Genomic DNA, 25330 nt, shown 5'->3' with positions numbered 1-25330 from the left:
TTCAAAAATACCTGAAATCCAGCGCCAGAAGCGCGCGCCGCCCCATCGGCAACACGACGCGACGCGCCCTCACACATCCGGCTCGCGCAGCACTTCGGTCAGAACCTCGATCACAGCATCGGCATTGCGATAGGCCAGATCATGGGTGGCCCCGGGGATCACCTCTTGCCGGATCGCGCGGTTCCACTGGGTCAGCGCGCCCAAGGATTTCAGCGGGATCACCTCATCCTTCTCGGCCCAGATCCCCACCGTGGGCACGCCTGCGCGGCCGATGGCGCGGTGTTGCATCTCTTGCATGTCGGCCAGCATGTGGCGGCGACTCGACAGCACCGAACGCAGAAACCCGCGGCTTTGGTATTCCGCAAGCTGCAGCTCGACGATGCCTTCCACGTCGAACCGATGCCCCAACTGCCGCCGCAGGGCGCGGCGCTCTTTCCGCGTGGCAAGGACCGCATGCAGCCAATCCCCCAGCCCTGGGAGGGTGCGGCTCAACTCGGTGATCCGGTCCTCGCGCAGCCAAGCACCACCAGAGGCAAGCAGGATCAGCCGTCGCACCCGCTCGGGGTGCTGGGCGGTGAAATGTGTGGCTATTGAGCCGCCCATGGAATAGCCCATCAAGGTCACGTCTTCGGTCAGCTCCTGATGGTCCAGCAGGTCGAGCAATTGCCGGGCAAAGAAATCCCCCGTCTGCGCGCCGCGCGGTGCATCGGAAAAGCCGCGTCCATAAAGATCATAGACCAGCACACGGTAGCCCAGCGCATCAAGTCCCCGCGCGATGGCATACCAGACCGGAGAGGGCGTCGTCAGTCCATGGATACAAACCACCACCGGGCCGCGTGTGCGGCCCAGCCACTGGTAATGGGTGACCCCTTGGCTGAGCTTCGCAAAGCGCCCCGGTGCCTGATCGCGGAAGGCATCCGCCGTCTGCCGGCGGCGTTCGGCCAGCCAGGGCTGCACCGCCGCAGTGGCCAGCGCGGCGAGCGGAAGCCCCCAGGCCATCATCGCGCCGCTGCCCCGCTGCGGCTCAAGTCGCGGCCTCGGGTGTCAGCAACCCCTCGGCGACCAGCCGGTCGGCCCAGCCTTGGGGCCCGTCGAACAGATGGGTTTGCCAGCCGCGCGCGCGCGCCGCTTCGATGTTGTCGGCGCGGTCGTCGGTGAACAGCAGGGTCTCGGGCGGCAGGCCGATGGCCGCTTCCGCCGCTTCATAGATCGGCGCGAAGGGTTTCGAGGTGCGCAATTCGCCCGACAGGATGCGCTGGTCGAACTCTTCCAGAAACGGATTTTCACGTTCGGCCATGGCGAAGGTCTCGACCCCGAAATTCGACAGGGCCACCACCGGATGCCCGGCCCGGCGCAAGGCCCGCAGCAGCCGCACCGAATGGTCAATCGCCGGAGAGATCATGTCGATCCAGCGGTCCCGCCAGATACCGATTTCGGCGGTCCAGTCGGGGTAAAGCTGCGCCATTTCGGCCAAAGCCTCGTGAAAATTCTCGCCCGCATCGACGCGGTCGTTCATCTCGTTCATCGGTACGGCGTCGAAGTAGGCGGCGCGACGCTCCGGCCCGATGGCGCGGTCGAAGAAGGCTTCGGGGTGCCATTGGATCAGCACGTTGCCGATGTCGAAAATAACGGTCTGAATGGTCGTCATTGGGGGCCTTTCGATGGCTCTGCGTCCTGTTGTCGTGCGATGGCCCGCAACTCGCGCTCCAAAGCCTCAAGAAAGCGCGACCGGTCCGCCTTCGAGAAGGCCTTGCCGCCGCCCTGCCGGAACGGATCGGCGGCCCGGATATCGGCCATAAGATCGCGCGTCGCAAGGATGTTGCCGATATTCGCCGGGGTCAGCGCCTCGCCGTTGTGTTTGAGCACCCGGGCGCCGCCCTCGACACATTTCGCGGCCAGGGGAATGTCGCCGGTGATGACCAGATCCCCCCGGCCCGCGCGGTCTGCGATCCACATGTCGGCCACGTCCGGCCCGTCGGGGACGATCACCGTCTCGACCAGCGGGTTGGCCGAGGGGCGCAGCCCACCGTTCGAGACGATGAACATGCGCACCCCGTGCCGCGTCCCGACCTTTTCGACCTCGGCCTTGACCGGGCAGGCGTCTGCGTCAACGTAGATCATCGCCGGAGTCTAGCGCCAGAGCGCCTCTGCGTGGAAGGCCACGTGATCCTCGATGAAGGTCGAGATGAAGTAATAGCTGTGATCATAGCCCTTCTGCAGGCGCAGCTGCCCCTCTTGCCGTTTCGCGGCCATGGCGGCGGCAAAGGCTTCGGTGCCCAGCAGGTCGCCAAACTGGTCGTCGGTGCCGGTGTCGATCAACAGCGGCCCGTCAAAGCCCGCATCCTGCATCAGCAGCGTCGCATCATGGGGGCCCCAGTTTTCCTCGTCACCCCAATAGGCCGAGAACTGCTTGCGGCCCCAGTCGCTTTGCGTGGGGTTGCAGATCGGTGCGAAAGCGGACACGGACCGGAACCGGCCCTTGAGCGCCATCGCCATGGTCAGCGCACCATGCCCGCCCATGGAGTGGCCGGTGATCGACTGACGGTCCAGATCGATCGCGAAATGCTCACCCAACAGCGCGGGCAGCTCTTCTGCGGTATAGGTCCACATCTTGAAATGCTCGGACCAAGGCTCTTGCGTGGCGTCGATGTAGAAGCCCGCGCCCTGCCCCAGATCGTAGGCGTCGTCGTTCGGCACGCCCTCCCCCCGGGGTGAGGTGTCGGGGAAGCACAGCGCAATCCCGTGCTCGGCGGCCCAGACCTGCGCGCCCGCCTTGGTCATGGCGTTCTCATGGGTGCACGTCAGGCCCGCAAGGAACCACAAGACCGGAACTGGCCCGTCCTGCGCTTCTTCGGGCAGGAACAGACCGAAGGTCATGTCGGTACCGGTCGCGTCAGACCGGTGCTTGTACACGCCCTGCACACCGCCAAAACAACGGTTCTCGGATAGGGTCTCCATCAGCTCTCTCCTTCAAAGGTGGTCAGCACGCGTGCCAACGGTTTTTTCTGTTTCGCCACAGCCGGGACGGTCGCATTCTCCGCCGGGTGTCCCACAGCCAGTATCATGATCGGCTTCTCATTGTCAGGCCGGTCGCACAAGCCATTGAGGAATTTCATCGGGTTCGGCGTATGGGTCAGAACCGACAGCCCCGCCGTGTGCAGCGCGGTGATCAGCACGCCGGTGGCGATGCCGACGCTTTCGGGCACGTAGTAGTGTTTGACCCGCGCGCCGTCCCGCTCCCCCCAGCGTTGGGCGAAAACCACGATCAGCCAAGGCGCGATGTCCAGATGCGGCTTGCTGGCGTCGGTGCCGATGGGCTCCAGCGCCTTGAGCCAGGCATCGCCGCCGCCGCCGTCGTAGAACCGCTGCTCTTCCTCCTCGGCCGCGGCGCGCACCTTGGCCTTCATCGCCGGGTCGCGGATTGCTACGAAATGCCACGGCTGCTGGTTCGCGCCCGAGGGGGCGGTGCCCGCCGCCAGCACGCAGGCTTCGATCACCTGCTTCGGCACCGGACGGTCGCTGAAGTCGCGGATCGTGTGGCGCGCGCGCATGTGCGCATAGAACTGCCCGGCCTTCTCGAGCATCTGCGCGTCGTCGAAGTCGGCGCGGTCGGGTAGGGGCAGGGCTTGGTAGGTCGGAGCGGCGTCGGTCATGGGGGTCTTTCTTCAGGTCACAGCCGCGATCACGGCCGAGATGGTCAAAACGCTGAGCGTCGTGGACACGAGGATCGAGGCGGAAACCCGCGCCGGTGCCACGCCGTAGTGCTGCGCAAGAATGTAGACATTTCCCGCCACGGGCAAGGCCGCAGCGGCGATCATCACCCCAGCAGCATAGGGTTCGACAGGAAAGATGACGAGCGCGGCCACAGCGACGGCGGCGGGGTGCAGGATGAGCTTGGCGAAGGACAGCCAGCCCGCCACGATCAGCCGCTCGGCGGATTTCGTCGCCAGCGATGCGCCGATGGCGAACAGCGCCCCCGGCGTCGCGGCCGCGCCAAGGATCGACAGGAATTCGTTGACCGGGCCGGGGATCGGCAGGGCCAGCGCCGAGACGAGGAGCCCCAGCGAGATCGACACGATCATCGGGTTTTGCAGCAGACCCAGACCCACCGTGCGCAGAATGCCGATAGAGACGCGCCCGTCCCGTGAGCCGGTGATCAGGATCACGATGAGCGAGCCGAACACGATCAAGTCCACCGCCAGCACCAGCATCACCGGCCCGATCGCCGGCTCCCCCAAGAGCAGCACCAGCATCGGGATGCCCAGAAAGCCCACGTTGCCGATCACCGCGCATTGCGCTTCGACCGCAGCCTCTTCCACGCCGCGCTTGCGCAGCAGGGCGACGGCGGTGGCAAGCACGTAGATGCACAGCGTCCCCGATAGATAGGCAAAGACGAAGGACCAATCGAGGATCGCCGCCAGCGACAGGTTCGCAGCAAAGCGGAACAGCATCGCGGACAGGGCGAAATAGAACACGAACTTGGTCAGATAGGCGGTCGCCTCGGGCGTGAAAAACCCCGTCCGACCCGCGCCGTAGCCCAGGCCGATCAGGGCGAAAAACGGCAAGGTCTGGAGGAGGATTTCTAGCATGGCACAGGCCTAGCACCTTGCCCGGAAAGGTAAAGCCCGACTGCGCTGCTAAGGGTTCACCGTCAGCCGCTGCCGATCAACACGCCCACCGCAAGAACCAATGCACCGCCGACGACGACCTGAAAGGCTGCGCGCATAAACGGCGTCTGCATGTAGCGGTTCTGGATCCACGCGATGGCCCAAAGCTCGACAAAGACGATGGCGATGGCCAGCACGGTAGCCGTCCAGAAATCAGCAATAAGATAGGGCAGCGCGTGGCCCAAGCCCCCCAACGTGGTCATGATCCCCGAGGCAAAGCCCCGCTTGACCGGCGATCCCCGCCCCGAAATCTGCCCGTCGTCGCTGGCCGCTTCGGTGAAGCCCATGGAAATCCCGGCCCCGACACTCGCCGCGAGGCCGACCAGAAAGGTGGTCCAGGTGTCATGGGTGGCAAAGGCGGTGGCGAAAATCGGCGCGAGGGTGGAGACGGACCCGTCCATCAACCCCGCCAGCCCGGGCTGCACCCAGGTGAGCACGAATTGCCGGTGGGCGGCGTCCTTTTCCTCGGCATCGACGTCGGGTGAGACCTGCTCGACGAGATCGCCGGCCAGCTCTGAATGCCCCGCTTCGGCGGCGGCAAGATCACCCAGCAGTTGCCGCGTGGCGGCATCGGACGACGCTGCGGCGGCGGTCTCGTAGAAGCGTTGCGCGTCGCGCTCCATCTGCCGCGCCTCGTCCCGGATGCGATCTAGCCCGAGGTTTTCAACCAGCCAGACGGGGCGGCGGGCATAGAAGCCGGCCACATGCTCACGGCGGATCAGGGGGATCGTTTCACCAAAACGGCGCTGGTGCAGATCGATCAACTGGCGCCGGTGGCTGTCCTCTTCCAGCGCCATCCCGTCGAAGATCGCGGCGGACGCCGGGAACTCGGCCCGCAGGCGGTCGGCATAGGTGCGGTAGATGCGGGCGTCGTCCTCTTCGGAGGAGATCGCAAGGGCCAGCACCTCCTGCTCGGAGAGGTCCTTGAAACGGCGGCGGTTGGAAAATCCGGTCAGCATGGCGGCCCCATCGTTTAGAACAGTTCTAACTTATGGGATTTCGCGCATGGTGCAAGGGTGTTCTATGGGGACGAATGGCCCCGACCGACAGGCGGGCGGGGCCTCCGGTGATCAGAATTCGACGACAGCGCGAATGGATTTGCCTTCGTGCATCAGATCGAAGCCCTTGTTGATGTCCTCAAGCCCCATTGTATGGGTAATCATCGGGTCGATCTCGATCTTGCCATCCATATACCAGTCCACGATCTGCGGCACATCAGTGCGCCCGCGCGCGCCGCCAAAGGCCGTGCCGCGCCAGCTGCGTCCGGTGACAAGCTGGAACGGACGGGTCGAGATTTCCTGCCCCGCACCGGCCACGCCGATGATAATGCTTTCGCCCCAGCCCTTGTGCGCGCTTTCCAGCGCCTGCCGCATGACGTTGACGTTGCCGGTGGCGTCGAAGGTATAGTCGGCCCCGCCGCCGGTCAGCTCAACCAGATGGGCCACGATATCGCCGTCGACCTTCGTCGGGTTCACGAAATCGGTCATCCCGAAATGGCGGCCCATCTCTTCCTTGTCGTCGTTCAGATCAACGCCGACGATCTGGTCCGCACCCGCCAGCCGCAGCCCCTGAATGACGTTCAGCCCGATGCCGCCCAGACCGAAGACAATGGCCGTCGAGCCGATCTCGACCTTGGCGGTGTTGATCACCGCGCCGATGCCCGTGGTCACGCCGCAGCCGATGTAGCAGATCTTGTCGAAGGGCGCGTCCTTGCGCACCTTGGCCAAGGCAATCTCGGGCACGACGGTATGGTTGGCGAAGGTCGAACAGCCCATGTAGTGGTGGATCGGCGTGCCATCGAGCATCGAGAAGCGCGTCGAGCCATCGGGCAGAAGCCCCGCCCCTTGCGTGGTGCGGATCGCCTGACACAGGTTGGTCTTGGGGTTCAGACAGTATTCACACTCACGGCATTCCGGCGTGTAAAGCGGGATCACGTGGTCGCCCACCTCAAGCGAGGTGACGCCCTCACCCACTTCGATCACCACGCCCGCGCCTTCATGGCCAAGGATCGCGGGGAAGATGCCTTCGGGATCGTCGCCCGAGCGGGTGAATTCGTCGGTGTGGCACAGGCCGGTGGCTTTGATCTCTACAAGCACTTCACCGGCACGGGGGCCTTCAAGATTGACCTCCATCACTTCGAGGGGTTTGCCCGCTTCGAGGGCGACGGCAGCACGTGTTCTCATGGTCATAACTCCTTATCTGGCGTCCATCCTGTGGGAAAGACGCGCGCCATGCAATGCCATTGCCAGAGGCCGGAAAACAGCCGATAGTCGCGCTATGAACAAAATATTTATGGTGCCTTTGATTTTCCTTACGGCCTGTGCCTCGCTGGACGGGCCAGCGCAACAGCCCACCGGCCCCGCGGTGCCCGCGCCCGCCGATGACACCTGCAACGCCGCGCAGCACGCGGGGCTTGTGGGGCAGGACGCGACCGCGCTGGAGCGGGTGTTGCTCATGGGTCCGGTCCGCATCATCCGCCCCGGGGATGCGGTGACGATGGATTTCCGGCCCGAGCGGATCAACTTCCACATCGACGACAGCAACCGGATCACCTCGATCACCTGCACCTGATCCGGAAATATCGGGGGTTTGGGGAACCGACGTCACCCCGAGGACGCGCACTGGTGGGGGCTGATACAACGCACCCCCGGGGGACTGTCGGTGGGTATTCTATGCCCCTGGATTGTGGCGGGTTTGCGCTGGCGCGGGGGCATTTCCGCGACGTTACGCCCCGCACGGTTGATTTGCCCGCCAGAAGGGGCAAATCTTGACCCATGAATGCACCCACCCCCTTTCCCGGCCCAGCCGCCGCACAGGTCGCGTTCCACCGCACCGAGCTTGCGGTGATCCTGTCGCTTTACGGGCGCTTCGTGGCCGCCGGCGAATGGCGGGATTACGGGATTTCCCACCTCAAGGACGTGGCCGTGTTCTCGGTGTTCCGCCGCACGGCCGAGCATCCGATGTACCGCATCGAGAAACGCCCCGCCCTGCGCCTGAAACAGGGGCAATACGTCGTGCTGGGGATGGAGGGGCAGATCCTCAAACGCGGCAACGATCTGCGACAGGTGCTGCGCGTGCTTGAGCGCAAGCTGATCCGCGTCGTGGACTAGCGCCCGCCGCAGCGCAACGGCGGGGCCGTCGCTGTCAGATTGCCGCTTGGATCACCCGCCGTCGGGCCAGTACCTCTCCGTCCCCCTGCGCCTTGATCCGCAGCGCCGCCTGCTCCAACCCCTCATAGGCCACCGCCATGTGGTGGGCGTTGGCGTGGATCATCGTCTCGCCGTCCACCATCATGGCGACGTGCCCGTCCCAGAAAATCAGGTCGCCGCGCGTCAGGGGCGCGTCCGGCGCCAGCGCGTGGCCCAACCGCTCCATCTGCAGATCGCTGTCGCCGTCGCAAGCATAGCCGCACGCCAGATAGGCCGCCTGCACAAGACCCGAACAGTCGATGCCAAGGGTCGAATTGCCGCCCCAAAGGTAGGGCACGCCGAAGAACAGTTGCGCCACCGTCGCGGGATCCTGAAACGGCTGTTCGAGCGGGCGCAGGTGCTTCTTGGGAATGAACCCCTGCGGCGTCTCGAACATCTTGCGCCGCTCGTCCAGAACCACGACCTCGGCCGCGAAAGGCAAGTGCATCAGGTCGGGGGATTTGAAGTCTTCAGTGGTGAAGGCGTGGGTGGCGGGGGTGGCGACGCGGTGCGTGGGCGCGACCGGATCGGCCAGCGCCCCTTCGGCCACATAGCCCACGTAGCCGTCACGTTTCGACTGCACAAAGGCCCAGCCGTCGCGGGCCTCATAGACCACAACGCCGGTGCCCAGCAAAAGCTGCCGTTCACGTTTGCCGCGGGGCGCGTCGTAAAGGTTCACGACGTTTTGCGCGACGGAGGCTGCGGTGCCCTCGGTGAACTGGTCGGCCTCGACCGTGCCTTGCAGATAGGTCGCCGCGACGCGGCCGTTGGCGGGGGTGAGACGGGGATCGCTCATAGGTCAAGAACCTCCGGCAGGGCGGCCAGCAGCGCCCGCGCGCCCTGTCCCGTGCCGCCCTTGGGGCGGGCGGGGGCGGCGGTGGGGTTCCAGCCGTAGATGTCGAAATGGGTGTAGGGCGTGGCCGTCACGAAGCGCCGCAGGAACAGGGCTGCCGTGATCGAGCCCGCGAACCCGCCCGAGGGCGCGTTGTCGAGATCGGCAATCTCCGGCTCGATCATCGCCTCATAGGGGGCGTGGAACGGCATCTGCCAAACCGGGTCGGCAACCTCACCCGCCGCCTGCGGCAGGGCGCGGGCCATGGTGTCATCGGTGGTGTAGAACGGCGCAAGGTCGGGGCCCACCGCGACGCGGGCCGCTCCGGTGAGCGTCGCCATCGAGATGATCTGGTCAGGCTGATCCTCATCCGCCAGGGCCAGCGCATCGGCCAGCACCAGCCGCCCTTCGGCGTCGGTGTTATTGATCTCGACCGTAAGACCCTTGCGGCTGGTCAAAACGTCGCCGGGCCGGAAGGCCGAGCCATCGACCGCATTCTCGACCGCGGGGATGAGCACGCGCAATTGCACGGCAAGGCCCAGCGCCATGATCATATGAGCCAGACCCAGCACCGTCGCCGCCCCGCCCATGTCCTTTTTCATCAACCCCATGGAGGCCCCGGGTTTGAGGTTCAGCCCGCCGGTGTCGAAACACACGCCCTTGCCGACGAGCGTGAGCTTCGGCCCGCTCTGCCCCCAGCGCATATCGATCAGCCGCGGCGCTCGCGGAGAGGCGCGGCCCACGGTGTGGATCAGCGGAAAGTTCTGCTCAAGAAGATCGTCGCCCAAGGTCACAGTGCAGCTCGCCCCGTGGGCCTGAGCCAGCGATTGCGCAGCGGCGGCCAGCTCTGCGGGGCCCATGTCCGACGCGGGCGTGTTGATCAGATCACGGGTGAGGCATTCGCCCGCCGCCAGCGCCTCGAGCCGTGTGGCATCGACACCGGCAGGGGCGGTGAACGCGGGCAGCGGGGCCTTGGCCGGCTTGTAGCGGTCGAAGCGGTAGCCGGTCAGAAGCAGGCCCAGCGCCGCCTCGTCCAGCGCCGCGCCGGTCATCTCGGTCGCGAGCGTATAGACACCCTCAGGCAGCCTCGACGCGCCCGCTGCAATCGCGAACCGGGTGCGGGACTGGCCCGTCTTGCCCAGTCCGACAACGGCCAGCGCGACGCCGCCCGTCGCGCCCGACAGCAAAGCATGGGCGCCGATTGCACCGTCGAAACCGGTGGCTTTCAGCCAGTCGGCCCGGGCCGGTTCAAGCGCGGCCAGCGCCGTGTCGAGTTGGTCGGAATGGACCGCGATCAGCTTGACCGCGTCAGATGAAGGGTGGGCGAATTTGGGGGACATGGAACCTCGGATGCTGAACGTGCGCGCACCCTAGCCCATCGGTCCGGCAAGGGCCACGCCCCCTGCCCGCCCGCAAGCTGCCCCCGCCCCCCCGCGTCAGAGCGCCGGCAATGGGTCCGCCGCGTGATCAAGCGCCTGCGATACCAAGCGCATCAGCCGCGACAGGGTCGCAGACAGGGCGATTTCATCCGGTCTGGTAACGCAATAGACGACGTCGGCAGCCACCTGTCCCACGCGGCACAGGCCCAACTGGTCCGCCAGCACCACCAGCGCGCGGGCGCGCATTTCAATCCTGTCGAACTGGCCCGCGCGGAAATCATCGTCGAGCCGCCGCAGATGGCGCGACATCTCCTCAAGTCCCGCGCAGATCAGATCGCTTTGCTCAAAGCTGTTGCCCGCCCGCGCGAAAGGCGACATCGCGTCCAGATCAAGCTCGCCCAACTCACGCGGGATCAGGCGCGCCACCGGTTGCGGCGCGCAGGTTTTTGTCTGTCTCATGTTCGTTCCACTCTTATGCCCCGTCCCGCTGATAGGCGGTCCGGGTTTCCAAGTGATTGCGCGGCCCGTGATTTATCCCTCGAAATTCGCTCAAAATCGCCCTAAGACATAGGGAAACCAGTCAAAAGGATCCCCCCGATGGAACATGCCCGCCCGCTTCCTGACTACCTTGTCCGCCGGTATCACGGCTGGAAGGCCACCGGATACGAAAAGAACAAAGGCTGGTATCTGCAACTGGCGGAAGACGGCCAGCACCCGCGCGCGATGGTGGTGTCTTGCTGCGACAGCCGGGTGCATGTGACCTCGATCTTCGGCGCCGATCAGGGCGAGTTCTTCATTCACCGCAACATTGCCAACCTGATCCCTCCGGCCGAAACCGGCGGCAATCATCACGGCACCTCGGCTGCGGTGGAATACGCCGTCACAGCGCTGAAGGTGTCGCACCTGATCGTGCTGGGCCATTCAAGCTGCGGCGGCGTGAAGGGCTGCTACGACATGTGTTCGGGCAACGCGCCCGAGCTGGAATCCAAGGACAGCTATGTGGGCCGCTGGATGGACATCCTGCGCCCGGGGTTCGAGAAGCTGGGTGAGGGCGATGACGAAAGCCGGGTGCGCCAGCTTGAACGGGAATGTGTGGTGATCTCGCTCGAGAACCTGATGACGTTCCCGCATGTCAAATCCGCGGTCGAGGCGGGGCGTCTGTCGCTGCACGGGTTGTGGCATGACATCGGCGCGGGCGACCTTGAAGCCTATGACCCGGCCAGCGGCGCCTTCCGCCCGGTCTGAACGCCGCGTATCCAGGCAAAGAAAAACGCCCCGTGAGTCACGGGGCGTTCGCATGTCTGAAGGGGTTCGCCGTTAGCCCTTTTTCAGGCAACGCGCGCCCAGCGTCTCGGCGATCTGCACCGCGTTGAGTGCGGCACCCTTGCGCAGGTTGTCCGACACGACCCACATGTTCAGACCGTTGTCGATCGTGCTGTCCTGACGGATCCGGCTGATGAAGGTGGCGAAGTCGCCGACGCATTCGACCGGCGTGACGTAGCCGCCGTCCTCGCGCTTGTCGATCACCATGACGCCGGGGGCCTCGCGCAGGATGTCGCGGGCCTCATCCTCGTCCAGCGGGTCCTCGAACTCGATGTTGATCGCTTCCGAATGACCGACGAAGACCGGGACCCGCACGCAGGTCGCCGTGACCTTGATCGACGGATCGACGATCTTTTTCGTCTCCGAGACCATCTTCCATTCTTCCTTGGTGTCGCCGCTGTCCATGAAGACGTCGATGTGCGGGATCACGTTGAAAGCAATCTGCTTGGGATAGACACTTGGCGCGACTTCCTGACCGGGGACATAGACGCCCTTGGTCTGGTTCCAAAGCTCGTCGATGGCGTCCGCGCCACTGCCCGAAACCGACTGGTAAGTGCTCACCACCACCCGCTTGATCCGGGCGCGGTCGTGCAGAGGCTTCAGCGCCACAACCATCTGCGCGGTGGAACAGTTCGGGTTGGCGATGATGTTCTTCTTCGCGTAGCCCTCAACCGCTTCGGGGTTCACTTCGGGCACCACCAGCGGCACGTCGGCGTCATAGCGATAGAGCGACGAGTTATCGATGACGATGCAGCCCTGCTTGGCGGCAACGGGCGCGTATTTCTTCGTGGCGTCGGAGCCAATGGCGAAGAAGGCGATGTCGTATCCGGTGAAGTCGAAGACATCGAGGTCCTGGGTCTTCAAGGTCTTGTCGCCAAAGCTCACCTCGGTGCCCAGGGATTTGCGCGATGCCAGAACGGCAACCTCATCCGCGGGGAACTGGCGTTCTGCCAGAATGTTGAGCATTTCGCGGCCCACGTTGCCCGTGGCGCCGACTACGACGACTCTGTAGCCCATTTGTCTGGTTCCTTTATAAGAGACTCATGCCCCGTATGGGACAGCCGCCTCATAGACGGAAAGCCCCATGAACAAAAGGGGCGACGCCGCAACGGCGCTTGCGCGACTGTTCCGCGCGGCCGGGAACGGTGCAGGCGAGCCGGGCGATTTCCCCGTTGGCGGCACCGCAGTAACACCCTGCGTCATCTTGCGCGGCGGGCGACTTTCGCCGTGCCTGTCCCGGTGGCGGCTGATATAAGGGGTGCAACAGATTGAACGAATGCCCCCGGGCGGCGCGTTGGTCAGCCGGTGCCTGCCGGCTTTTCAGCATACGACGGGGCTTGCAAAACAGTGAACGAAAGGGGGGCCCGGTGTTGGTCACTCGAATATCGGGAATGGATGCTCAGTGTTCCGAATGTCCGATCCGATACCGCGCGGTCTGCGCGAAATGCGATTCGGAGGAGCTGGAGCAGCTTGAGGAAATCAAGTTCTACCGCACCTACGAAGCCGGCCAGACGATCGCCTGGGCGGGGGATGAGCTGACGTTTCTGGCGTCGGTCGTCTCGGGCGTGGCGACCCTTGGGCAGACCCTCGAAGACGGGCGCACGCAGATGCTGGGCCTGTTGCTGCCGTCCGATTTCGTCGGCCGACCCGGCCGCGCCTCCTCGGCCTATGACGTGGTGGCGGTCAGCAATGTGACGCTGTGCTGTTTCCGGCGCAAACCCTTTGAGTCCATGTTGATGCAGACCCCCGCCATTGGTGAGCGGCTGCTGGAAATGACCATGGACGAGCTGGATGCCGCCCGCGAGTGGATGATGATCCTTGGCCGCAAAACCGCGCGCGAAAAGATCGCCAGCCTGCTGAGCATCTTTGCCCGCCGCGAAAGCGCGGGCCCCTTCCCCGCGCGCGCCACGGGCGTCAAGATCACCCTGCCGCTGACGCGTGAGGCGATGGCGGATTATCTGGGTTTGACGCTTGAGACCGTCAGCCGCCAGATCTCTGCCCTCAAGCGTGAGGGGATCATCCATCTGGAAGGCAAGCGCAATGTGACCATCCCCGACATGGCGCGGCTTCTGCAAGAAACCGGGGATGAGGGCGCGCGGGGGCATTTCGCCTAGGCACCCGTCGCCCCAACAGGTCCGTCGCGGCCGCATCAATGGGCCATCAGCAGCGGGATCTCGGTCTGCTCCAGCAGATCCCGCGTCACGCCGCCGATCAAGGCCTCGCGGAAGCGCGAATGGCCATAGGCCCCCATCACCAGCAGATCGTTCGCCCGGTCCGTGATCTGACGGCGCAGCACATCGCTGACCCGTGGCAGGGTTTTGGACAGAATCGAAACCTCGACCTTGGCGCCGTGCCGGGCGATCATCATCGTGACCGCGCCGCCCGGGTCGGACCGCTCGGGGCTGTGCGACGGCGGATCGACCATCACCACGTCAACCCGTTCGGCCGAGCGCAACACGGGCAGCGCGTGGCGCACGGCGCTGAGCGATTCGGTGCTTTCGTTCCACGCAATCATCGGCCGTGCGAAGGGGCGCGTGTAGTCTTGCGCGCTGCGCGGTACGACCAGCACCGGCGCCCCCGTCCCGAAGAGGACCGATTCGAGCACGCTCACCTGCAATTGCGTGGCCCCTTCGCCGTAAGGCTGGGTCGCGACGATCAGATCGGCGAACCGGACCATGCCGGCAATCGAGCTTTCCAGTGCCACGGAGCTTACAACGAAGGGCCGGACCGAGAACGCGAACCGCGCAGCGTCAAGTTGCGCCTCTGCCCAGTCAACCATGCGTTTTGCGGTGTCATGGGCGTCGCTGGTGCAGGGAATCGTGAACACCGGCGCGGTGCCCAGCGGCACCATGTCATAGCGCATGGGATCGAACCCGAGGCAGAACACCTCAAGATGTGCGTCATGTTGCTCTGCCAGCGCGCGGGCTGCGTCAAAGGTGGTGCGGTCCACCTCTTCGTCGGTCAGGACCATGCTGATTGTTCGATAGGCCATCGTCGTCGCTTCCTTGTCTTTTTCGCTGCCATGTCGCCGCCGCGCCACCTTTGCGCGCTTCGCGGCCCGCGGCTTTGACACGGGTCAAACAATCGCCTGCAAAAACTTGATGTGGATCAAGGCAGGGTCGCGGCCCGTCGTGGGAAACCCTGCGCCAAAGCGGGTGCCATGCGCCCTGTCGCGACATGAAAGAGGAAAAGACACCATGTGGGACCAAATGAAAGTTGTGGCGTTCGGGGTGATCACCCTGCTGGCCGCCATCGCGGCGAGTTGGGCGCGGGACCTTGCCTATCAGGTCCATGCCCTGATCGTCATGATGGTGTCGGCAGGCATGTTCATCTGGAGCGTGCGCCAGATTGACGAGCCTAAACCACCGCAGCCCACAGGCTATATGGACGGCGTGATCCGCTACGGCGTCATCGCCACGGCGTTCTGGGGTCTCGCCGGGTTCCTCGTCGGGACCTTCATCGCGTTCCAACTGGCCTTTCCGGCGCTGAACTTCGAGGTTCTGCAAGGCATCGGCAACTTCGGCCGCCTGCGCCCGCTGCACACCTCGGCGGTGATCTTCGCCTTCGGTGGCAACGCCCTGATCTGCACGTCATTCTACGTGGTCCAACGCACGAGTGCGGCGCGCCTTTGGGGCGGCAACCTCGCCTGGTTCGTGTTCTGGGGCTACAACCTATTCATCGTGTTGGCCGCGACGGGCTATCTTCTGGGGGCCACCCAGTCCAAGGAATACGCCGAGCCCGAATGGTATGTAGACATCTGGCTGACCATCGTCTGGGTCGCCTATCTGGTGGTGTTCCTGGGCACCATCGTGAAGCGGAAAGAGCCGCATATCTACGTCGCCAACTGGTTCTACCTCGCCTTCATCATCACCGTGGCGATGCTGCACATCGTCAACAATCTGGCCGTGCCGGTCAGCATCTTCGGGTCGAAATCGGTGCAACTTTTCGCCGGTGTGCAGGACGCCATGACCCAGTGGTGGTATGGCCACAACGCCGTGGGCTTCTTCCTGACCGCGGGTTTTCTGGGGATGATGTATTACTTCATCCCGAAACAGGCGGAACGGCCGGTCTATTCCTACAAACTGTCGATCATCCACTTCTGGGCGTTGATCTTCCTGTATATCTGGGCCGGGCCGCACCACCTGCACTACACCGCGCTGCCGGACTGGGCCTCGACCCTTGGGATGGTGTTCTCGATCATCCTGTGGATGCCAAGCTGGGGCGGCATGATCAACGGGCTGATGACGCTTTCGGGCGCATGGGACAAGATCCGCACCGATCCGATCATCCGCATGATGGTGATCTCGCTGGGCTTCTACGGCATGTCCACCTTCGAGGGTCCGATGATGTCGATCCGGGCCGTGAACTCTCTAAGCCACTACACGGACTGGACCATCGGGCACGTGCACTCGGGCGCTTTGGGTTGGAACGGCATGATCACCTTCGCGGCGCTCTACTTCCTGACGCCACGCCTGTGGAACCGCGCGGGCCTCTATTCGCTGCGGCTGGTGAACTGGCACTTCTGGCTCGCCACCATCGGCATCGTGCTCTACGCCGCGTCGATGTGGGTCACCGGCATCATGGAAGGCCTGATGTGGCGTGAAGTGGATGCGCAGGGCTTCCTGGTGAACAGCTTCGCCGACACCGTCGACGCCAAGTTCCCGATGTATGTGGTGCGCGGTCTGGGCGGGGTTCTCTACCTCTCCGGTGCGATCATCATGGTCTACAATCTCTGGATGACAGCCTTCGGAAAGGCGCAGCCCGCTGCGACCACCGACAACGCTGCAATCCCCGCTGAATAAGGAACACCCGACATGGAAAAACCTGGAAAACCAGCCATGCCCGCCAATGCCACCGGGGTTGGCGACCGCCCTCGGAAGCGGACCTTTCTGGACAAGCACCAGATCATCGAACGCAACGCGAGCTTGCTTCTGGTCGGCAGCCTTCTGGTGGTCTCGATCGGCGGGATCGTGGAAATCGCGCCGCTGTTCTACCTCGAGAACACCATCGAAGAGGTGGAAGGCATGCGCCCCTACTCTCCGCTTGAGCTGACGGGCCGCGAGATCTACGTCCGCGAAGGGTGCTACACCTGCCACAGCCAGATGATCCGCCCCATGCGGGACGAGGTCGAGCGCTACGGCCACTACTCGCTGGCGGCGGAATCGATGTATGACCACCCGCACCAATGGGGGTCAAAGCGGACCGGGCCGGATCTGGCCCGCGTGGGCGGGCGGTATTCCGACGCCTGGCACGTGGATCACCTCAAGGACCCGCAGTCGGTGGTGCCGGAATCCATCATGCCGCCCTATGCCTATCTGGCCGACACGATGATCACCGCGGAATACACGCAGGATCTGGTAAAGGCCCATGCGGCGGTCGGCGTCCCCTACACCGACGAGATGATCGAGAACGCAGCGGCGGACTTCATCGCCCAGGCCGATCCCTTCAGCGACTGGGACGATCTCGTTGAACGCTACCCCGGCGCACAGGTGCGCAACTTCGACGACGCGCCGGGCATCTCCGAGATGGACGCGCTGGTGGCCTATTTGCAGATGCTGGGCACGCTGGTCGATTTCTCGACCTTCACCCCCGTCGCCAGCCGCTAGGGGGAAGCATGGAGACATATTCCTTCCTGCGCGAGATGGCGGACAGCTGGGCGCTCTTGCTGCTGGTGATCTTCTTCGTGGGCACGTGGTTCTGGGCCTTCCGGCCCGGCTCACGCGACCTGCACGATGACGCCGCAGACGTGGTGTTCCGGCACGAAGACACTCCGGCGTCCGAAAAGGACGACGATGACAACAACACACCCGGTTCGGAGGGTCGATCATGAGCAACGACACCAAACACAATGACGCCGATGTCGGCACCACCGGCCACGAATGGGACGGCATCGAAGAGTTGAACAACCCGATGCCCCGCTGGTGGGTCTGGTGTTTCTACCTGACCATCATCTGGGGGATCGGCTATGCCATTGCCTATCCGGCGTGGCCGCTGATCAACGGGGCCACCAAGGGCCTTCTGGGCTATTCCACCCGCGCCGAGGTGGCCCGCGACATCGCCCGCGTCGATGCGGCGAACGCCGACCTTGTGGACCGGCTGACCACGGTGGACCTGACCACGATCCGTGACGACGCCGAACTGCACGGTTTCGCGGTCAACGCCGGTGCCTCGATCTTCGCGGCCAATTGCTCGCAGTGCCACGGACGTGGCGCGGCGGGGGTTCAGGCGGGCGGCTATCCCAACCTGCTGGACGACGCATGGCTCTGGGGTGGCGAGATCGAGGACATCGCCTTCACCGTCACCCACGGCATCCGCAACGAGCAATCCCCCGACAGCCGCTATTCGCAGATGCCGGCCTTTGGCAAGGACGGGCTGCTGATGGATGACGAGATCGAGAGCCTCGCACACTTCGTCCTGTCCCTGTCGGGCCGCGACCACGACGCCGATCTGGCCAGCGAGGGCGCACCGCTGTTCATGGACAATTGTGCCGCATGTCACGGCGACGCCGGTGAGGGTATGATCGAAATCGGTGCTCCGAACCTGTCGGATGCGATCTGGCTCTATGGTGGCAGCTTCGATGATATCACGACGTCGATCCACAACGCCCGTTTCGGGGTCATGCCCGCATGGGCAGAGGAATTCCGTGCGGCAGGTGGTCTCACCCCGGCTGAAGTCAACGCCGTCGCAGCTTATGTCCACCAACTGGGAAGCACCCAATAATACCGCTTCGGGGGCGCCGCTGGCGCCTCCGACACAACTGGATCACGCCCTATGAGCTCCTCAGAGAACGTTCCGCTTTATGCCAAGCATGAGCCTGTCTTTCCCCGCAAGGTGAAGGGCAAGTTCCGCTCCCTCAAGTGGGGGATCATGATCGTGACGCTGGGTATCTATTACCTGACGCCGTGGATCCGCTGGGATCGCGGGGCGGAATTGCCCGATCAAGCGGTGCTGATCGACCTTGCCAACCGGCGGTTCTTCTTCTTCTGGATCGAGATCTGGCCCCATGAATTCTACTTCATCGCCGGGCTTTTGATCATGGCGGGGCTCGGGCTGTTCCTGTTCACCTCGGCCATGGGGCGGGTCTGGTGCGGCTATGCCTGCCCGCAGACGGTCTGGACCGACCTGTTCATCGCCACCGAACGCTGGATCGAAGGCGACCGGAACGCCCGCGTGCGGCTCTGGAATGCCAAGTGGGACGCCCGCAAACTGCGCCTTCGGGCCACAAAATACGCGGTCTGGGTCCTAATCGGACTGGCGACGGGCGGGGCGTGGGTCTTCTATTTCACCGATGCGCCGACGCTGCTGGTCGATCTGTTCACCGGCACCGCGCATCCCGTCGCCTACACCACGATGGCGATCCTCACCGCGACGACGGTGTTCTTCGGCGGCATCGCCCGCGAGCAGGTCTGCATCTACGCCTGCCCCTGGCCCCGCATTCAGGCGGCAATGATGGACGAGGACACGATTACCATCGGCTATCGCGACTGGCGGGGCGAGCCGCGCAAGCACTCCGAACCCGTCAAGGCCGGGGAGCCCATGGGCGATTGCATCGACTGCATGGCTTGCGTCAACGTCTGCCCCATGGGGATCGACATCCGCGACGGCCAGCAGATGGAATGCATCACCTGCGGCCTGTGCATCGACGCCTGCGACGACGTCATGTCGAAGATCAACAAGCCGCGCGGCCTGATCGACTATCTGTCGCTGGACGATCTGCCCGCCGAAGCCGCAGGCGAGCCGACAAAGCCGATCTGGAAACACATCCTGCGGCCCCGCACGCTGATCTATACAGCGCTGTGGTCACTGGTCGGGGTTGCCCTGCTGGTCGCGCTGTTCATCCGCACGGACATCGAAATGTCAGTCGCGGCGGTGCGCAACCCGACCTTTGTGACGCTCTCTGACGGCACGATCCGCAACGTCTATGAGGTGCGCCTGCGCAACAAACACGGAGAGGCCCGCCCGTTCGAGCTGTCGCTCAAATCCGACGCCGAGCTTGCATTGACGGTTCAGGGGTTGGAGACTGGCGATACCACCGTGATGGCCCCGGCCGATGACACGCACTTCGTGCGGGTTTTCGTCAGCGCCCCCGCCGGCAGCGCCGCGGCAACCGCCGACCGGACCCCCCTGCGGTTCTGGGTCGAGGATACAATCAATCAGGAGCGTGCCCATCAGGACACGCATTTCAACGGAACCGGAGGGTTTTGACATGGCGCCACTTACAGGACGCAAGGTTTTCATCGGCATGGCCTCGGCCTTCGGGGTGATCATTTCGGTGAACCTCTTTCTTGCCTATTCGGCGGTGAACACCTTTCCGGGGCTCGAGGTGAAGAACTCCTACGTCGCCAGCCAGAACTTCGACAGCGACCGGGCCGCACAAGAGGGGCTGGGCTGGTCCGTCTCGGCGCAGGTGACCGATGACACGCTGCACCTGAACATCGACGACGCCGAGGGCCGTGCCGTCGAAGTCGCGGACCTGTCGGCCACGTTCGGACGGGCGACGAACGTGCGTGATGACCAGACCCCCGCCTTCGTCTTCACCGGCCAGGATTACACCGCGCCGGTGACCACCGCACCGGGCAACTGGAACCTGCGCATGGTTGCCCGGGCCGAGGACGGCACCGAGTTCAAGCAGCGTGTTGTGGTTCTGGTGAACCCATGACCGCCACCGATTTTCACAACGGGCCAAGCGCCTGCCCCGGCTGCGATGCCACGGCCATGGCCACGTCCCGCGCGGCGGGCACGGCGCAGGACGGCGACCGCACGACAACCCTTTCCCTGCCCAGCATCCACTGCGCGGCCTGTATCTCGACCGTGGAACGGGGGCTTCTGGCCGTGCCCGGGGTCTCCTCGGTCCGGGTGAACCTGACGCGCAAACGCGCGGTCGTCCATGCGGCCCCCACGGTCGCCGAGGACGCGCTCACCTCGGCGCTGGCCGCGCTGGGTTATGACGCGCAGCTTCTGGACGAAGCGACGCTCACCGCCGGGCAATCGGACACCGCCGCCCGCGATCTGCTGATGCGGCTAGGGGTGGCTGGCTTTGCCATGATGAACGTCATGCTGCTGTCGGTGGCCGTCTGGTCCGGCGCCAGCGATGCCACCCGCGACCTGTTTCACTGGGTGTCGGCTGCGATCGCCCTGCCGACGATCCTGTTCTCTTCGAAACCCTTCTACGTAAACGCATGGCGGGCGCTGCGTGTGGCGCGGCTGAACATGGACGTGCCGATCACACTGGCGATCTTTCTGGCCGCGGGCATGTCGCTGTTCGAGGTCGCCCATTCCGGCGATCATGCCTATTTCGATGCGGCCCTGTCGCTCACCTTCTTCCTGTTGGCCGGGCGCTATCTGGACCAGCGCACGCGCACGGTGGCGCGCTCAGCGGCGACGGAACTGGCCGCGCTTGAGGCCCCGACCGCGCTGTTGCTGGACGACGACACGCCGAAAACCGTGCCGGTGGACGAGCTTTCCGTGGGCGATCTGGTGCTCGTCCGCCCCGGCGCGCGGATGCCCGTCGACGGAGAGATCGTCTCCGGCGCCAGTGAGCTGGACCGCGCCTTTCTGACCGGCGAATCCGACCCGGTCTCCGCCGCTGTGGGCGACCCGGTGCGCGCCGGTGAGGTCAACCTGACCGGACCGCTGCACGTCCGTGTGTCGGCCGTGGGCGCGGATACGATGCTGCATGCGCTGGCCGATCTGGTGGCCGTGGCCGAGGAAGCCAAGTCGCGCTACAATTCGCTGGCCGACCGGGCCGCGGGGATCTATGCGCCCGCGGTGCACCTGCTGGCCTTCGCAGCCTTCGTGATGTGGCTCTACCTGACCGGCGGCGACATCCGCTATGCGCTGAACATCGCGGTCGCCACCCTGATCATCACCTGCCCCTGTGCGCTTGGTCTGGCCGTCCCGGCGGTGTCCACCGTGGCCTCGGGGGCGTTGTTTCGGCACGGGATGCTGGTCAAACATGCCACCGCGCTGGAACGTCTGGCCGAGGTAGATGCAGTCGTCTTCGACAAGACCGGAACCCTGACGCTTGGCGCGCCCGAGCTGTTGCACGGCGATACGATCCCCGATCTTGACATGGCGCTGGCGGCGAAGCTGGCCCTTGCGTCCGAACACCCCAGAAGCCGCGCCATCGCGCAGGCCGCCGCCCGGCGCACCCTCCCCGAGGTCGAGGTGACCGAGATCCGCGAGACGCCGGGCTTCGGCATCTCTGGCCAATGGCAGGGGCAGCGCGTGGCGTTGGGGCGTGCGGATTGGGTCGGCGCCGAGGGCAGCGGCACGATGCTCAACGTGGAAGGGCGCGGCTCGGTCGCCTTCGATTTCGAGGATGCGCTGCGCCCGGGGGTGGAGCCCCTTTTGCAAACGCTTGAGAAACAGGGTCTGCCAGTGACGATCTTGTCCGGCGACACTGAAGCGCACGTCAAACGCTTCGCCGGTGCGCTGGGGCTGAGCAATTGGCACGCCGGGGTCCTGCCCGAGCAGAAGGCCGATATCCTCACCGAAATGGCGCAATCGGGCCGCAAGGTGTTGATGGTGGGCGACGGGCTGAACGACACGGCGGCGCTGGCGCTGGCCCATGTCTCCATCGCGCCGGCCTCGGCATTGGATGCGGCCCGCGTGGCGGCCGATATGGTGCTGGTGGCACCGGACGTGTCGCGCATCGGCGACGCTGTGCGGATTGCCCGCTCGGCCCGCCGACGTATCCTTGAAAACTTCGGCGTGGCCGCTTGCTACAACGCCGTGGCGATCCCCTTTGCCTTTCTGGGCTTCGCCACACCGCTGACCGCCGCCATTGCCATGTCGACCAGTTCGATCATCGTCTCTCTCAACGCGCTGAGGACCCGCTGATGAACGTGCTCGCCTATCTGATCCCCGTGTCCCTCGTGCTGGGGGGGCTCGGGTTGCTGGCCTTCTGGTGGACCCTGCGGTCGGACCAATATGACGACCCCGAAGGCGACAGCGCCCGCATCCTGCGCGATGATTACGACGATTACCCGGCGGAGACACCGCAATCCCGACCAAAAGACTAGGCGATATGGACCATCGCGCACGGATAGGCTAGCAGCGGTCCATGACAGACGCTCCGGACACCGTCCCGCCCCCACCGAAAACGTCATGGTTTCTTGCGGACAAGGCGTTGGCCGCGCTGGCCTTTGCCATCGCTGCCTTCTGCCTGTTGCCGCACGTATCTGTGCTGATCGCTGCGCTGACCAGTGACACCGAAACGCTGCGCCACCTCGCCGGATCGGTCCTTGGCACCTATTCCGTCAACACCTTGGCGCTGGTGGTCATTGTCGGCTTTTTCACCTTCCTGATCGGCACCGGTGCCGCTTGGCTGGTGACGATGACCGACTTCCCCGGGCGGCGTGTGCTTGAGATCGCGCTGGTCGTGCCGCTGGCCTTTCCCGCCTATGTGCTGGCCTATGCCTATACCCATGTGCTGGACCATCCCGGCGTCGTGCAGACCCTGCTGCGCGATGTGACCGGCTGGGGGCCGCGCGACTACTGGTTCCCCGAAATCCGGTCCTTGGGCGGGGCGGCGATGATGCTGACGTTGGTGCTCTATCCTTACGTCTATCTGCTTGCCCGGGCTGCGTTTCTGGGGCAAAGCGCCACCACGTTCCTGGCCGCACGCTCGCTGGGGAAATCGCCGCTTTATGCCTTCCTGACCGTGTCGCTTCCGTTGGCCCGTCCGGCCATCGCGGCGGGCGTCCTGCTGGCGATGATGGAGACGATCGCCGACTTCGGCACGGTGTCCTATTTCGGGGTGCAGACCTTCGCGACGGGCATCTACAACAGCTGGTTTTCCATGGCCGACCGCGGCGCGGCGGCGCAACTGTCCCTTGGCTTGCTGACCTTCGCGCTGCTGCTGGCCATGCTGGAGCGGTCCAACCGCGGGCGGGCGCGTTTCTCGAACGGCAAACGGCAAGAGGTGATCGCCCGCATTCCGTTGCAGGGCGCGGCGCGCTACGGCGCGATGATCCTGTGCGGAATCCCCGTGGTGCTGGGCGTGATCGCGCCGGTGGTGGCGCTGTCGGTGATGGCCGTGGGGTCCGAGCAGAACCTGCTCAGCCCGCGCTACGTCAAGTTCATCAGCAATTCGCTGACGCTGGCTTCGGTGGCGGCGGGGGTTACGGTGGGTGTGGCCATCCTGCTGGGGAGCTTCGCGCGGCTGCGCGGTACGCGGGCGGCGGGCACGGCGCAATATGTGGCGCGGATCGGCTATGCGGTGCCCGGCGGGGTGATCGCCGTGGGCCTCATGGTGCCCTTCGCCGCCTTCGACAACGGGCTGGACGCGCTGATGCGCGACACCTTCGGCATCTCGACCGGGTTGCTGTTCACCGGCTCCATCTGGCTGCTGGTCGGGGCCTATATGATCCGGTTTCTGGCCGCTGCTTTGGGTGCCTATGAGGGGGGCATCGCCTCGGTGAGCCGCAACATCGACGCCGCCAGCCGCGTGCTTGGCCAATCCTCGCTCGGGACGATCCGGCGCATCCACGTGCCGCTGCTGACGCCCAGCCTTTTGACCGCCGCGTTGATCGTGTTCGTCGACGTGATGAAGGAACTGCCCGCGACGCTGATCATGCGGCCGTTCAACTTCGACACGCTGGCAGTGCAGGCCTATCGTCTGGCCTCGGACGAGCGGTTGAACGGGGCGGCGGTGCCCAGCCTTCTGATCGGCGCGATCGGGCTTTTGCCGGTGATTCTGCTGTGCCGGCAGGTGGCGCGCAACTGACGAAAAAGGGCGCAGCCGAAGCTGCGCCCCTGTTGCCGGATGCCGGGAGTTTATTCCCAACCGACGTCGTTGAAGATGGTCAGCGCCAGCGGAAGCTGCTTGGCAACGGCGCTCAGGTCCACGTCATCAGCCTTGAACTCACCCAAAGACGCGACCTCTTCGCTCAACTCCACACCTTCGACGGCGGGAAACTCGTCATTGCCGGCGGAGAAATACTGCTGCGCCTGATCCGAGGCGAGGTATTCGAGGAACAGCACGGCGTTCTCACGGTTCGGCGCATGGGCGGCAACGCCGGCCCCCGAGAGGTTCATATGCGCGCCCTCGGCGTCCTGGCTGGGCCACTGCAGGCCGATCATGTCGATGCTGTCGGACAGGCCGTCCACGTTGGTGCGCAGGCCACGAGCAAAGTAATAGGAGTTCGACACCGCAATGTCGCACTCACCCGAGACGATGCCGCGCAGCTGGTCGGTGTCGCCGCCCTGTGGATCACGGGCCATGTTGTCGACCACGCCCTGCGCCCAGTCACGCGCCGCCTCTTCACCGTGGTTCTCGATGATCGAGGCCAGAAGCGTCTGGTTGTAGGTGTTGCTGGACGAGCGGATGCAGACCTGCCCCTTGTAGGCCGGATCGGCAAGGTCAAGGTAGGTCGCGGGCGGGTTCGTCACGTCGGCCTTGTCGTAGAAGATGATCCGCGCGCGCTGCGAGAATCCGAACCACTGGTTGTCGCTGTCCTGCAGGTTTGCGGGGATACGCTCTTCCAGAACGTCGCTGTCCACGGACTGCAGAATGCCCATGTTCTTGGCCCGCTCCAGACGCGACGTGTCGACCGTGATCAGCACGTCGGCGGGCGAGTTGCGGCCTTCGGCTTCCATGCGCGCGGCCAGCTCGTCTGCCTTGCCTTCGATGCGGTTGATGGTGATGCCGGTCTGCTCTTCGAAGTCCGAGTAGAGCCGCTCATCGGTGTCGTAGTGGCGTGCGGAGTAGAGGTTCAGCTCGCCTTCGGCGAAGGCGGGGGCGGCGGTGCTCAGCAGCAGCGCGGTAATGGTCAGGGTGCGTGTCGTCATGGGGTCTCCTTAATTCCGACTATTTCACTCGACTACCTGCCGCGCTTTTCGCCGTCAAGCAAGTCTGACTAATTTTATCAGTTATTGAAACCCCACTCACAAAGCTTGACCACCCCGCCCTTTTCGCGCCCTCTGGCCCAAAGGAGG

General features: G+C 64.7%; 27 protein-coding genes. 13 read left to right on the top strand and 14 right to left on the bottom strand.

Annotated features, from left to right (window positions below):
* Positions 1-69: 69 nt before the first annotated feature.
* From DC363_RS10315 to DC363_RS10280, 8 genes are all read right to left on the bottom strand, one after another.
* Complete coding sequence (locus DC363_RS10315; RefSeq protein WP_196778412.1) at positions 70-999, bottom strand: alpha/beta fold hydrolase; 930 nt, start codon at positions 997-999, stop codon at positions 70-72.
* 25 nt (positions 1000-1024) lie between these two features.
* Positions 1025-1648, bottom strand: a complete 624-nt coding sequence (locus DC363_RS10310) for an HAD family hydrolase (protein WP_108641072.1) — start codon at positions 1646-1648, stop codon at positions 1025-1027.
* Positions 1645-2121, bottom strand: a complete 477-nt coding sequence (locus tag DC363_RS10305; RefSeq protein ID WP_108641071.1) for a YaiI/YqxD family protein — start codon at positions 2119-2121, stop codon at positions 1645-1647. The genes DC363_RS10310 and DC363_RS10305 overlap by 4 nt, the downstream gene beginning before the upstream one ends.
* Before the next feature lie 9 nt (positions 2122-2130).
* A complete protein-coding gene (gene fghA, locus DC363_RS10300) occupies positions 2131-2958 on the bottom strand; it encodes an S-formylglutathione hydrolase (protein ID WP_108641070.1) in 828 nt (275 codons plus the stop codon).
* Positions 2958-3653, bottom strand: a complete 696-nt coding sequence (locus tag DC363_RS10295) for a nitroreductase family protein (protein ID WP_108641069.1) — start codon at positions 3651-3653, stop codon at positions 2958-2960. Before DC363_RS10295 ends, fghA begins: the two co-directional genes overlap by 1 nt.
* A 12-nt stretch (positions 3654-3665) precedes the next feature.
* Positions 3666-4589: an AEC family transporter gene (locus tag DC363_RS10290; RefSeq protein ID WP_108641068.1), complete on the bottom strand. Its 924-nt coding sequence runs from the start codon at positions 4587-4589 to the stop codon at positions 3666-3668.
* Positions 4590-4651: 62 nt separating this feature from the next.
* Positions 4652-5626, bottom strand: a complete 975-nt coding sequence (gene mbfA / locus DC363_RS10285) for an iron exporter MbfA (protein WP_108641067.1) — start codon at positions 5624-5626, stop codon at positions 4652-4654.
* A 111-nt stretch (positions 5627-5737) separates the two neighbouring features.
* On the bottom strand, positions 5738-6850 hold the full coding sequence (locus DC363_RS10280) for an S-(hydroxymethyl)glutathione dehydrogenase/class III alcohol dehydrogenase (protein WP_108641270.1): 1113 nt from the start codon (positions 6848-6850) through the stop codon (positions 5738-5740).
* 94 nt (positions 6851-6944) lie between these two features.
* On the opposite strand from DC363_RS10280, the gene DC363_RS10275 reads away from it, so the two are divergent.
* Together DC363_RS10275 and DC363_RS10270 are read left to right on the top strand one after the other, a co-directional pair.
* On the top strand, positions 6945-7238 hold the full coding sequence (locus tag DC363_RS10275; RefSeq protein WP_108641066.1) for an I78 family peptidase inhibitor: 294 nt from the start codon (positions 6945-6947) through the stop codon (positions 7236-7238).
* A 203-nt stretch (positions 7239-7441) separates the two neighbouring features.
* The gene (locus tag DC363_RS10270) at positions 7442-7777 is read left to right on the top strand and encodes a DUF2794 domain-containing protein (protein WP_108641065.1); all 336 of its coding nucleotides are present in this window, start codon (positions 7442-7444) and stop codon (positions 7775-7777) included.
* 34 nt (positions 7778-7811) lie between these two features.
* On the opposite strand, the gene DC363_RS10265 is transcribed toward DC363_RS10270, so the two are convergent.
* From DC363_RS10265 to DC363_RS10255, 3 genes are all read right to left on the bottom strand, one after another.
* Positions 7812-8651: a C40 family peptidase gene (locus DC363_RS10265; protein WP_108641064.1), complete on the bottom strand. Its 840-nt coding sequence runs from the start codon at positions 8649-8651 to the stop codon at positions 7812-7814.
* A complete protein-coding gene (locus DC363_RS10260; RefSeq protein WP_108641063.1) occupies positions 8648-10027 on the bottom strand; it encodes a leucyl aminopeptidase family protein in 1380 nt (459 codons plus the stop codon). The genes DC363_RS10265 and DC363_RS10260 overlap by 4 nt, the downstream gene beginning before the upstream one ends.
* 96 nt (positions 10028-10123) lie before the next feature.
* On the bottom strand, positions 10124-10525 hold the full coding sequence (locus tag DC363_RS10255) for a hypothetical protein (protein WP_108641062.1): 402 nt from the start codon (positions 10523-10525) through the stop codon (positions 10124-10126).
* 138 nt (positions 10526-10663) lie between these two features.
* Here DC363_RS10255 and DC363_RS10250 point away from each other — a divergent pair, with 138 nt between their 5' ends.
* Positions 10664-11311, top strand: a complete 648-nt coding sequence (locus tag DC363_RS10250) for a carbonic anhydrase (RefSeq protein WP_108641061.1) — start codon at positions 10664-10666, stop codon at positions 11309-11311.
* 72 nt (positions 11312-11383) lie between these two features.
* On the opposite strand, the gene DC363_RS10245 is transcribed toward DC363_RS10250, so the two are convergent.
* Positions 11384-12406: an aspartate-semialdehyde dehydrogenase gene (locus tag DC363_RS10245; protein ID WP_108641060.1), complete on the bottom strand. Its 1023-nt coding sequence runs from the start codon at positions 12404-12406 to the stop codon at positions 11384-11386.
* 374 nt (positions 12407-12780) lie between these two features.
* Here DC363_RS10245 and fnrL point away from each other — a divergent pair, with 374 nt between their 5' ends.
* Positions 12781-13503: a transcriptional regulator FnrL gene (gene fnrL, locus DC363_RS10240; protein ID WP_108641059.1), complete on the top strand. Its 723-nt coding sequence runs from the start codon at positions 12781-12783 to the stop codon at positions 13501-13503.
* Between the two features lie 35 nt (positions 13504-13538).
* Here fnrL and DC363_RS10235 read toward each other — a convergent pair whose 3' ends face one another.
* Positions 13539-14381 carry a universal stress protein gene (locus tag DC363_RS10235; RefSeq protein ID WP_108641058.1) on the bottom strand — a complete coding sequence of 281 codons (843 nt, stop codon included), beginning with the start codon at positions 14379-14381 and terminating at the stop codon, positions 13539-13541.
* Positions 14382-14586: 205 nt separating this feature from the next.
* On the opposite strand from DC363_RS10235, the gene ccoN reads away from it, so the two are divergent.
* The 9 genes from ccoN to DC363_RS10195 are packed head-to-tail and all read left to right on the top strand — an operon-like array spanning position 14587 to position 24119.
* On the top strand, positions 14587-16191 hold the full coding sequence (ccoN, locus tag DC363_RS10230; RefSeq protein ID WP_108641057.1) for a cytochrome-c oxidase, cbb3-type subunit I: 1605 nt from the start codon (positions 14587-14589) through the stop codon (positions 16189-16191).
* A 36-nt stretch (positions 16192-16227) separates the two neighbouring features.
* On the top strand, positions 16228-16995 hold the full coding sequence (ccoO, locus tag DC363_RS10225; RefSeq protein WP_108641056.1) for a cytochrome-c oxidase, cbb3-type subunit II: 768 nt from the start codon (positions 16228-16230) through the stop codon (positions 16993-16995).
* An 8-nt stretch (positions 16996-17003) separates the two neighbouring features.
* Positions 17004-17219, top strand: a complete 216-nt coding sequence (locus tag DC363_RS10220; RefSeq protein WP_108641055.1) for a cbb3-type cytochrome c oxidase subunit 3 — start codon at positions 17004-17006, stop codon at positions 17217-17219.
* Positions 17216-18109, top strand: coding sequence for a cytochrome-c oxidase, cbb3-type subunit III (gene ccoP / locus DC363_RS16965; RefSeq protein ID WP_196778411.1), 894 nt, complete (start codon positions 17216-17218; stop codon positions 18107-18109). Before DC363_RS10220 ends, ccoP begins: the two co-directional genes overlap by 4 nt.
* A 51-nt stretch (positions 18110-18160) precedes the next feature.
* The gene (ccoG, locus tag DC363_RS16960; RefSeq protein ID WP_196778410.1) at positions 18161-19594 is read left to right on the top strand and encodes a cytochrome c oxidase accessory protein CcoG; all 1434 of its coding nucleotides are present in this window, start codon (positions 18161-18163) and stop codon (positions 19592-19594) included.
* Between the two features lies 1 nt (position 19595).
* Positions 19596-20048: a FixH family protein gene (locus tag DC363_RS10210; RefSeq protein ID WP_108641054.1), complete on the top strand. Its 453-nt coding sequence runs from the start codon at positions 19596-19598 to the stop codon at positions 20046-20048.
* Positions 20045-22231, top strand: a complete 2187-nt coding sequence (locus DC363_RS10205) for a heavy metal translocating P-type ATPase (RefSeq protein WP_108641053.1) — start codon at positions 20045-20047, stop codon at positions 22229-22231. Before DC363_RS10210 ends, DC363_RS10205 begins: the two co-directional genes overlap by 4 nt.
* Entirely contained in the window at positions 22231-22413 is a 183-nt protein-coding gene (gene ccoS / locus DC363_RS10200) for a cbb3-type cytochrome oxidase assembly protein CcoS (RefSeq protein WP_108641052.1), read from the top strand. The genes DC363_RS10205 and ccoS overlap by 1 nt, the downstream gene beginning before the upstream one ends.
* A 41-nt stretch (positions 22414-22454) precedes the next feature.
* A complete protein-coding gene (locus DC363_RS10195) occupies positions 22455-24119 on the top strand; it encodes an ABC transporter permease (protein WP_108641051.1) in 1665 nt (554 codons plus the stop codon).
* A gap of 50 nt (positions 24120-24169) precedes the next feature.
* Here DC363_RS10195 and DC363_RS10190 read toward each other — a convergent pair whose 3' ends face one another.
* The gene (locus DC363_RS10190; protein WP_108641050.1) at positions 24170-25183 is read right to left on the bottom strand and encodes a Fe(3+) ABC transporter substrate-binding protein; all 1014 of its coding nucleotides are present in this window, start codon (positions 25181-25183) and stop codon (positions 24170-24172) included.
* Positions 25184-25330: the final 147 nt, after the last annotated feature.

Origin of the sequence: Thalassorhabdomicrobium marinisediminis, from assembly GCF_003072065.1 — a bacterium.
Lineage (GTDB): Bacteria > Pseudomonadota > Alphaproteobacteria > Rhodobacterales > Rhodobacteraceae > Octadecabacter > Octadecabacter marinisediminis.
This window is presented reverse-complemented; position numbering and strand designations above follow the sequence as displayed.

Excerpts from the sequence above, each read along its gene's own strand:
- DC363_RS10295 (WP_108641069.1), bottom strand. The coding sequence starts at position 3,653 with ATGACCGACGCCGCTCCGACCTACCAAGCCCTGCCCCTACCCGACCGC.
- ccoN (WP_108641057.1), top strand. The coding sequence starts at position 14,587 with ATGTGGGACCAAATGAAAGTTGTGGCGTTCGGGGTGATCACCCTGCTG.
- DC363_RS10190 (WP_108641050.1), bottom strand. The coding sequence starts at position 25,183 with ATGACGACACGCACCCTGACCATTACCGCGCTGCTGCTGAGCACCGCC.
- DC363_RS10235 (WP_108641058.1), bottom strand. The coding sequence starts at position 14,381 with ATGGCCTATCGAACAATCAGCATGGTCCTGACCGACGAAGAGGTGGAC.
- DC363_RS10250 (WP_108641061.1), top strand. The coding sequence starts at position 10,664 with ATGGAACATGCCCGCCCGCTTCCTGACTACCTTGTCCGCCGGTATCAC.
- mbfA (WP_108641067.1), bottom strand. The coding sequence starts at position 5,626 with ATGCTGACCGGATTTTCCAACCGCCGCCGTTTCAAGGACCTCTCCGAG.
- DC363_RS10265 (WP_108641064.1), bottom strand. The coding sequence starts at position 8,651 with ATGAGCGATCCCCGTCTCACCCCCGCCAACGGCCGCGTCGCGGCGACC.
- DC363_RS10275 (WP_108641066.1), top strand. The coding sequence starts at position 6,945 with ATGAACAAAATATTTATGGTGCCTTTGATTTTCCTTACGGCCTGTGCC.
- DC363_RS10260 (WP_108641063.1), bottom strand. The coding sequence starts at position 10,027 with ATGTCCCCCAAATTCGCCCACCCTTCATCTGACGCGGTCAAGCTGATC.
- fnrL (WP_108641059.1), top strand. The coding sequence starts at position 12,781 with ATGGATGCTCAGTGTTCCGAATGTCCGATCCGATACCGCGCGGTCTGC.
- DC363_RS10270 (WP_108641065.1), top strand. The coding sequence starts at position 7,442 with ATGAATGCACCCACCCCCTTTCCCGGCCCAGCCGCCGCACAGGTCGCG.
- ccoS (WP_108641052.1), top strand. The coding sequence starts at position 22,231 with ATGAACGTGCTCGCCTATCTGATCCCCGTGTCCCTCGTGCTGGGGGGG.
- DC363_RS10310 (WP_108641072.1), bottom strand. The coding sequence starts at position 1,648 with ATGACGACCATTCAGACCGTTATTTTCGACATCGGCAACGTGCTGATC.
- DC363_RS10255 (WP_108641062.1), bottom strand. The coding sequence starts at position 10,525 with ATGAGACAGACAAAAACCTGCGCGCCGCAACCGGTGGCGCGCCTGATC.
- DC363_RS10315 (WP_196778412.1), bottom strand. The coding sequence starts at position 999 with ATGGCCTGGGGGCTTCCGCTCGCCGCGCTGGCCACTGCGGCGGTGCAG.
- DC363_RS10245 (WP_108641060.1), bottom strand. The coding sequence starts at position 12,406 with ATGGGCTACAGAGTCGTCGTAGTCGGCGCCACGGGCAACGTGGGCCGC.
- DC363_RS10205 (WP_108641053.1), top strand. The coding sequence starts at position 20,045 with ATGACCGCCACCGATTTTCACAACGGGCCAAGCGCCTGCCCCGGCTGC.
- DC363_RS10290 (WP_108641068.1), bottom strand. The coding sequence starts at position 4,589 with ATGCTAGAAATCCTCCTCCAGACCTTGCCGTTTTTCGCCCTGATCGGC.
- ccoP (WP_196778411.1), top strand. The coding sequence starts at position 17,216 with ATGAGCAACGACACCAAACACAATGACGCCGATGTCGGCACCACCGGC.
- DC363_RS10195 (WP_108641051.1), top strand. The coding sequence starts at position 22,455 with ATGACAGACGCTCCGGACACCGTCCCGCCCCCACCGAAAACGTCATGG.
- ccoO (WP_108641056.1), top strand. The coding sequence starts at position 16,228 with ATGCCCGCCAATGCCACCGGGGTTGGCGACCGCCCTCGGAAGCGGACC.
- DC363_RS10305 (WP_108641071.1), bottom strand. The coding sequence starts at position 2,121 with ATGATCTACGTTGACGCAGACGCCTGCCCGGTCAAGGCCGAGGTCGAA.
- fghA (WP_108641070.1), bottom strand. The coding sequence starts at position 2,958 with ATGGAGACCCTATCCGAGAACCGTTGTTTTGGCGGTGTGCAGGGCGTG.
- DC363_RS10220 (WP_108641055.1), top strand. The coding sequence starts at position 17,004 with ATGGAGACATATTCCTTCCTGCGCGAGATGGCGGACAGCTGGGCGCTC.
- ccoG (WP_196778410.1), top strand. The coding sequence starts at position 18,161 with ATGAGCTCCTCAGAGAACGTTCCGCTTTATGCCAAGCATGAGCCTGTC.
- DC363_RS10210 (WP_108641054.1), top strand. The coding sequence starts at position 19,596 with ATGGCGCCACTTACAGGACGCAAGGTTTTCATCGGCATGGCCTCGGCC.
- DC363_RS10280 (WP_108641270.1), bottom strand. The coding sequence starts at position 6,850 with ATGAGAACACGTGCTGCCGTCGCCCTCGAAGCGGGCAAACCCCTCGAA.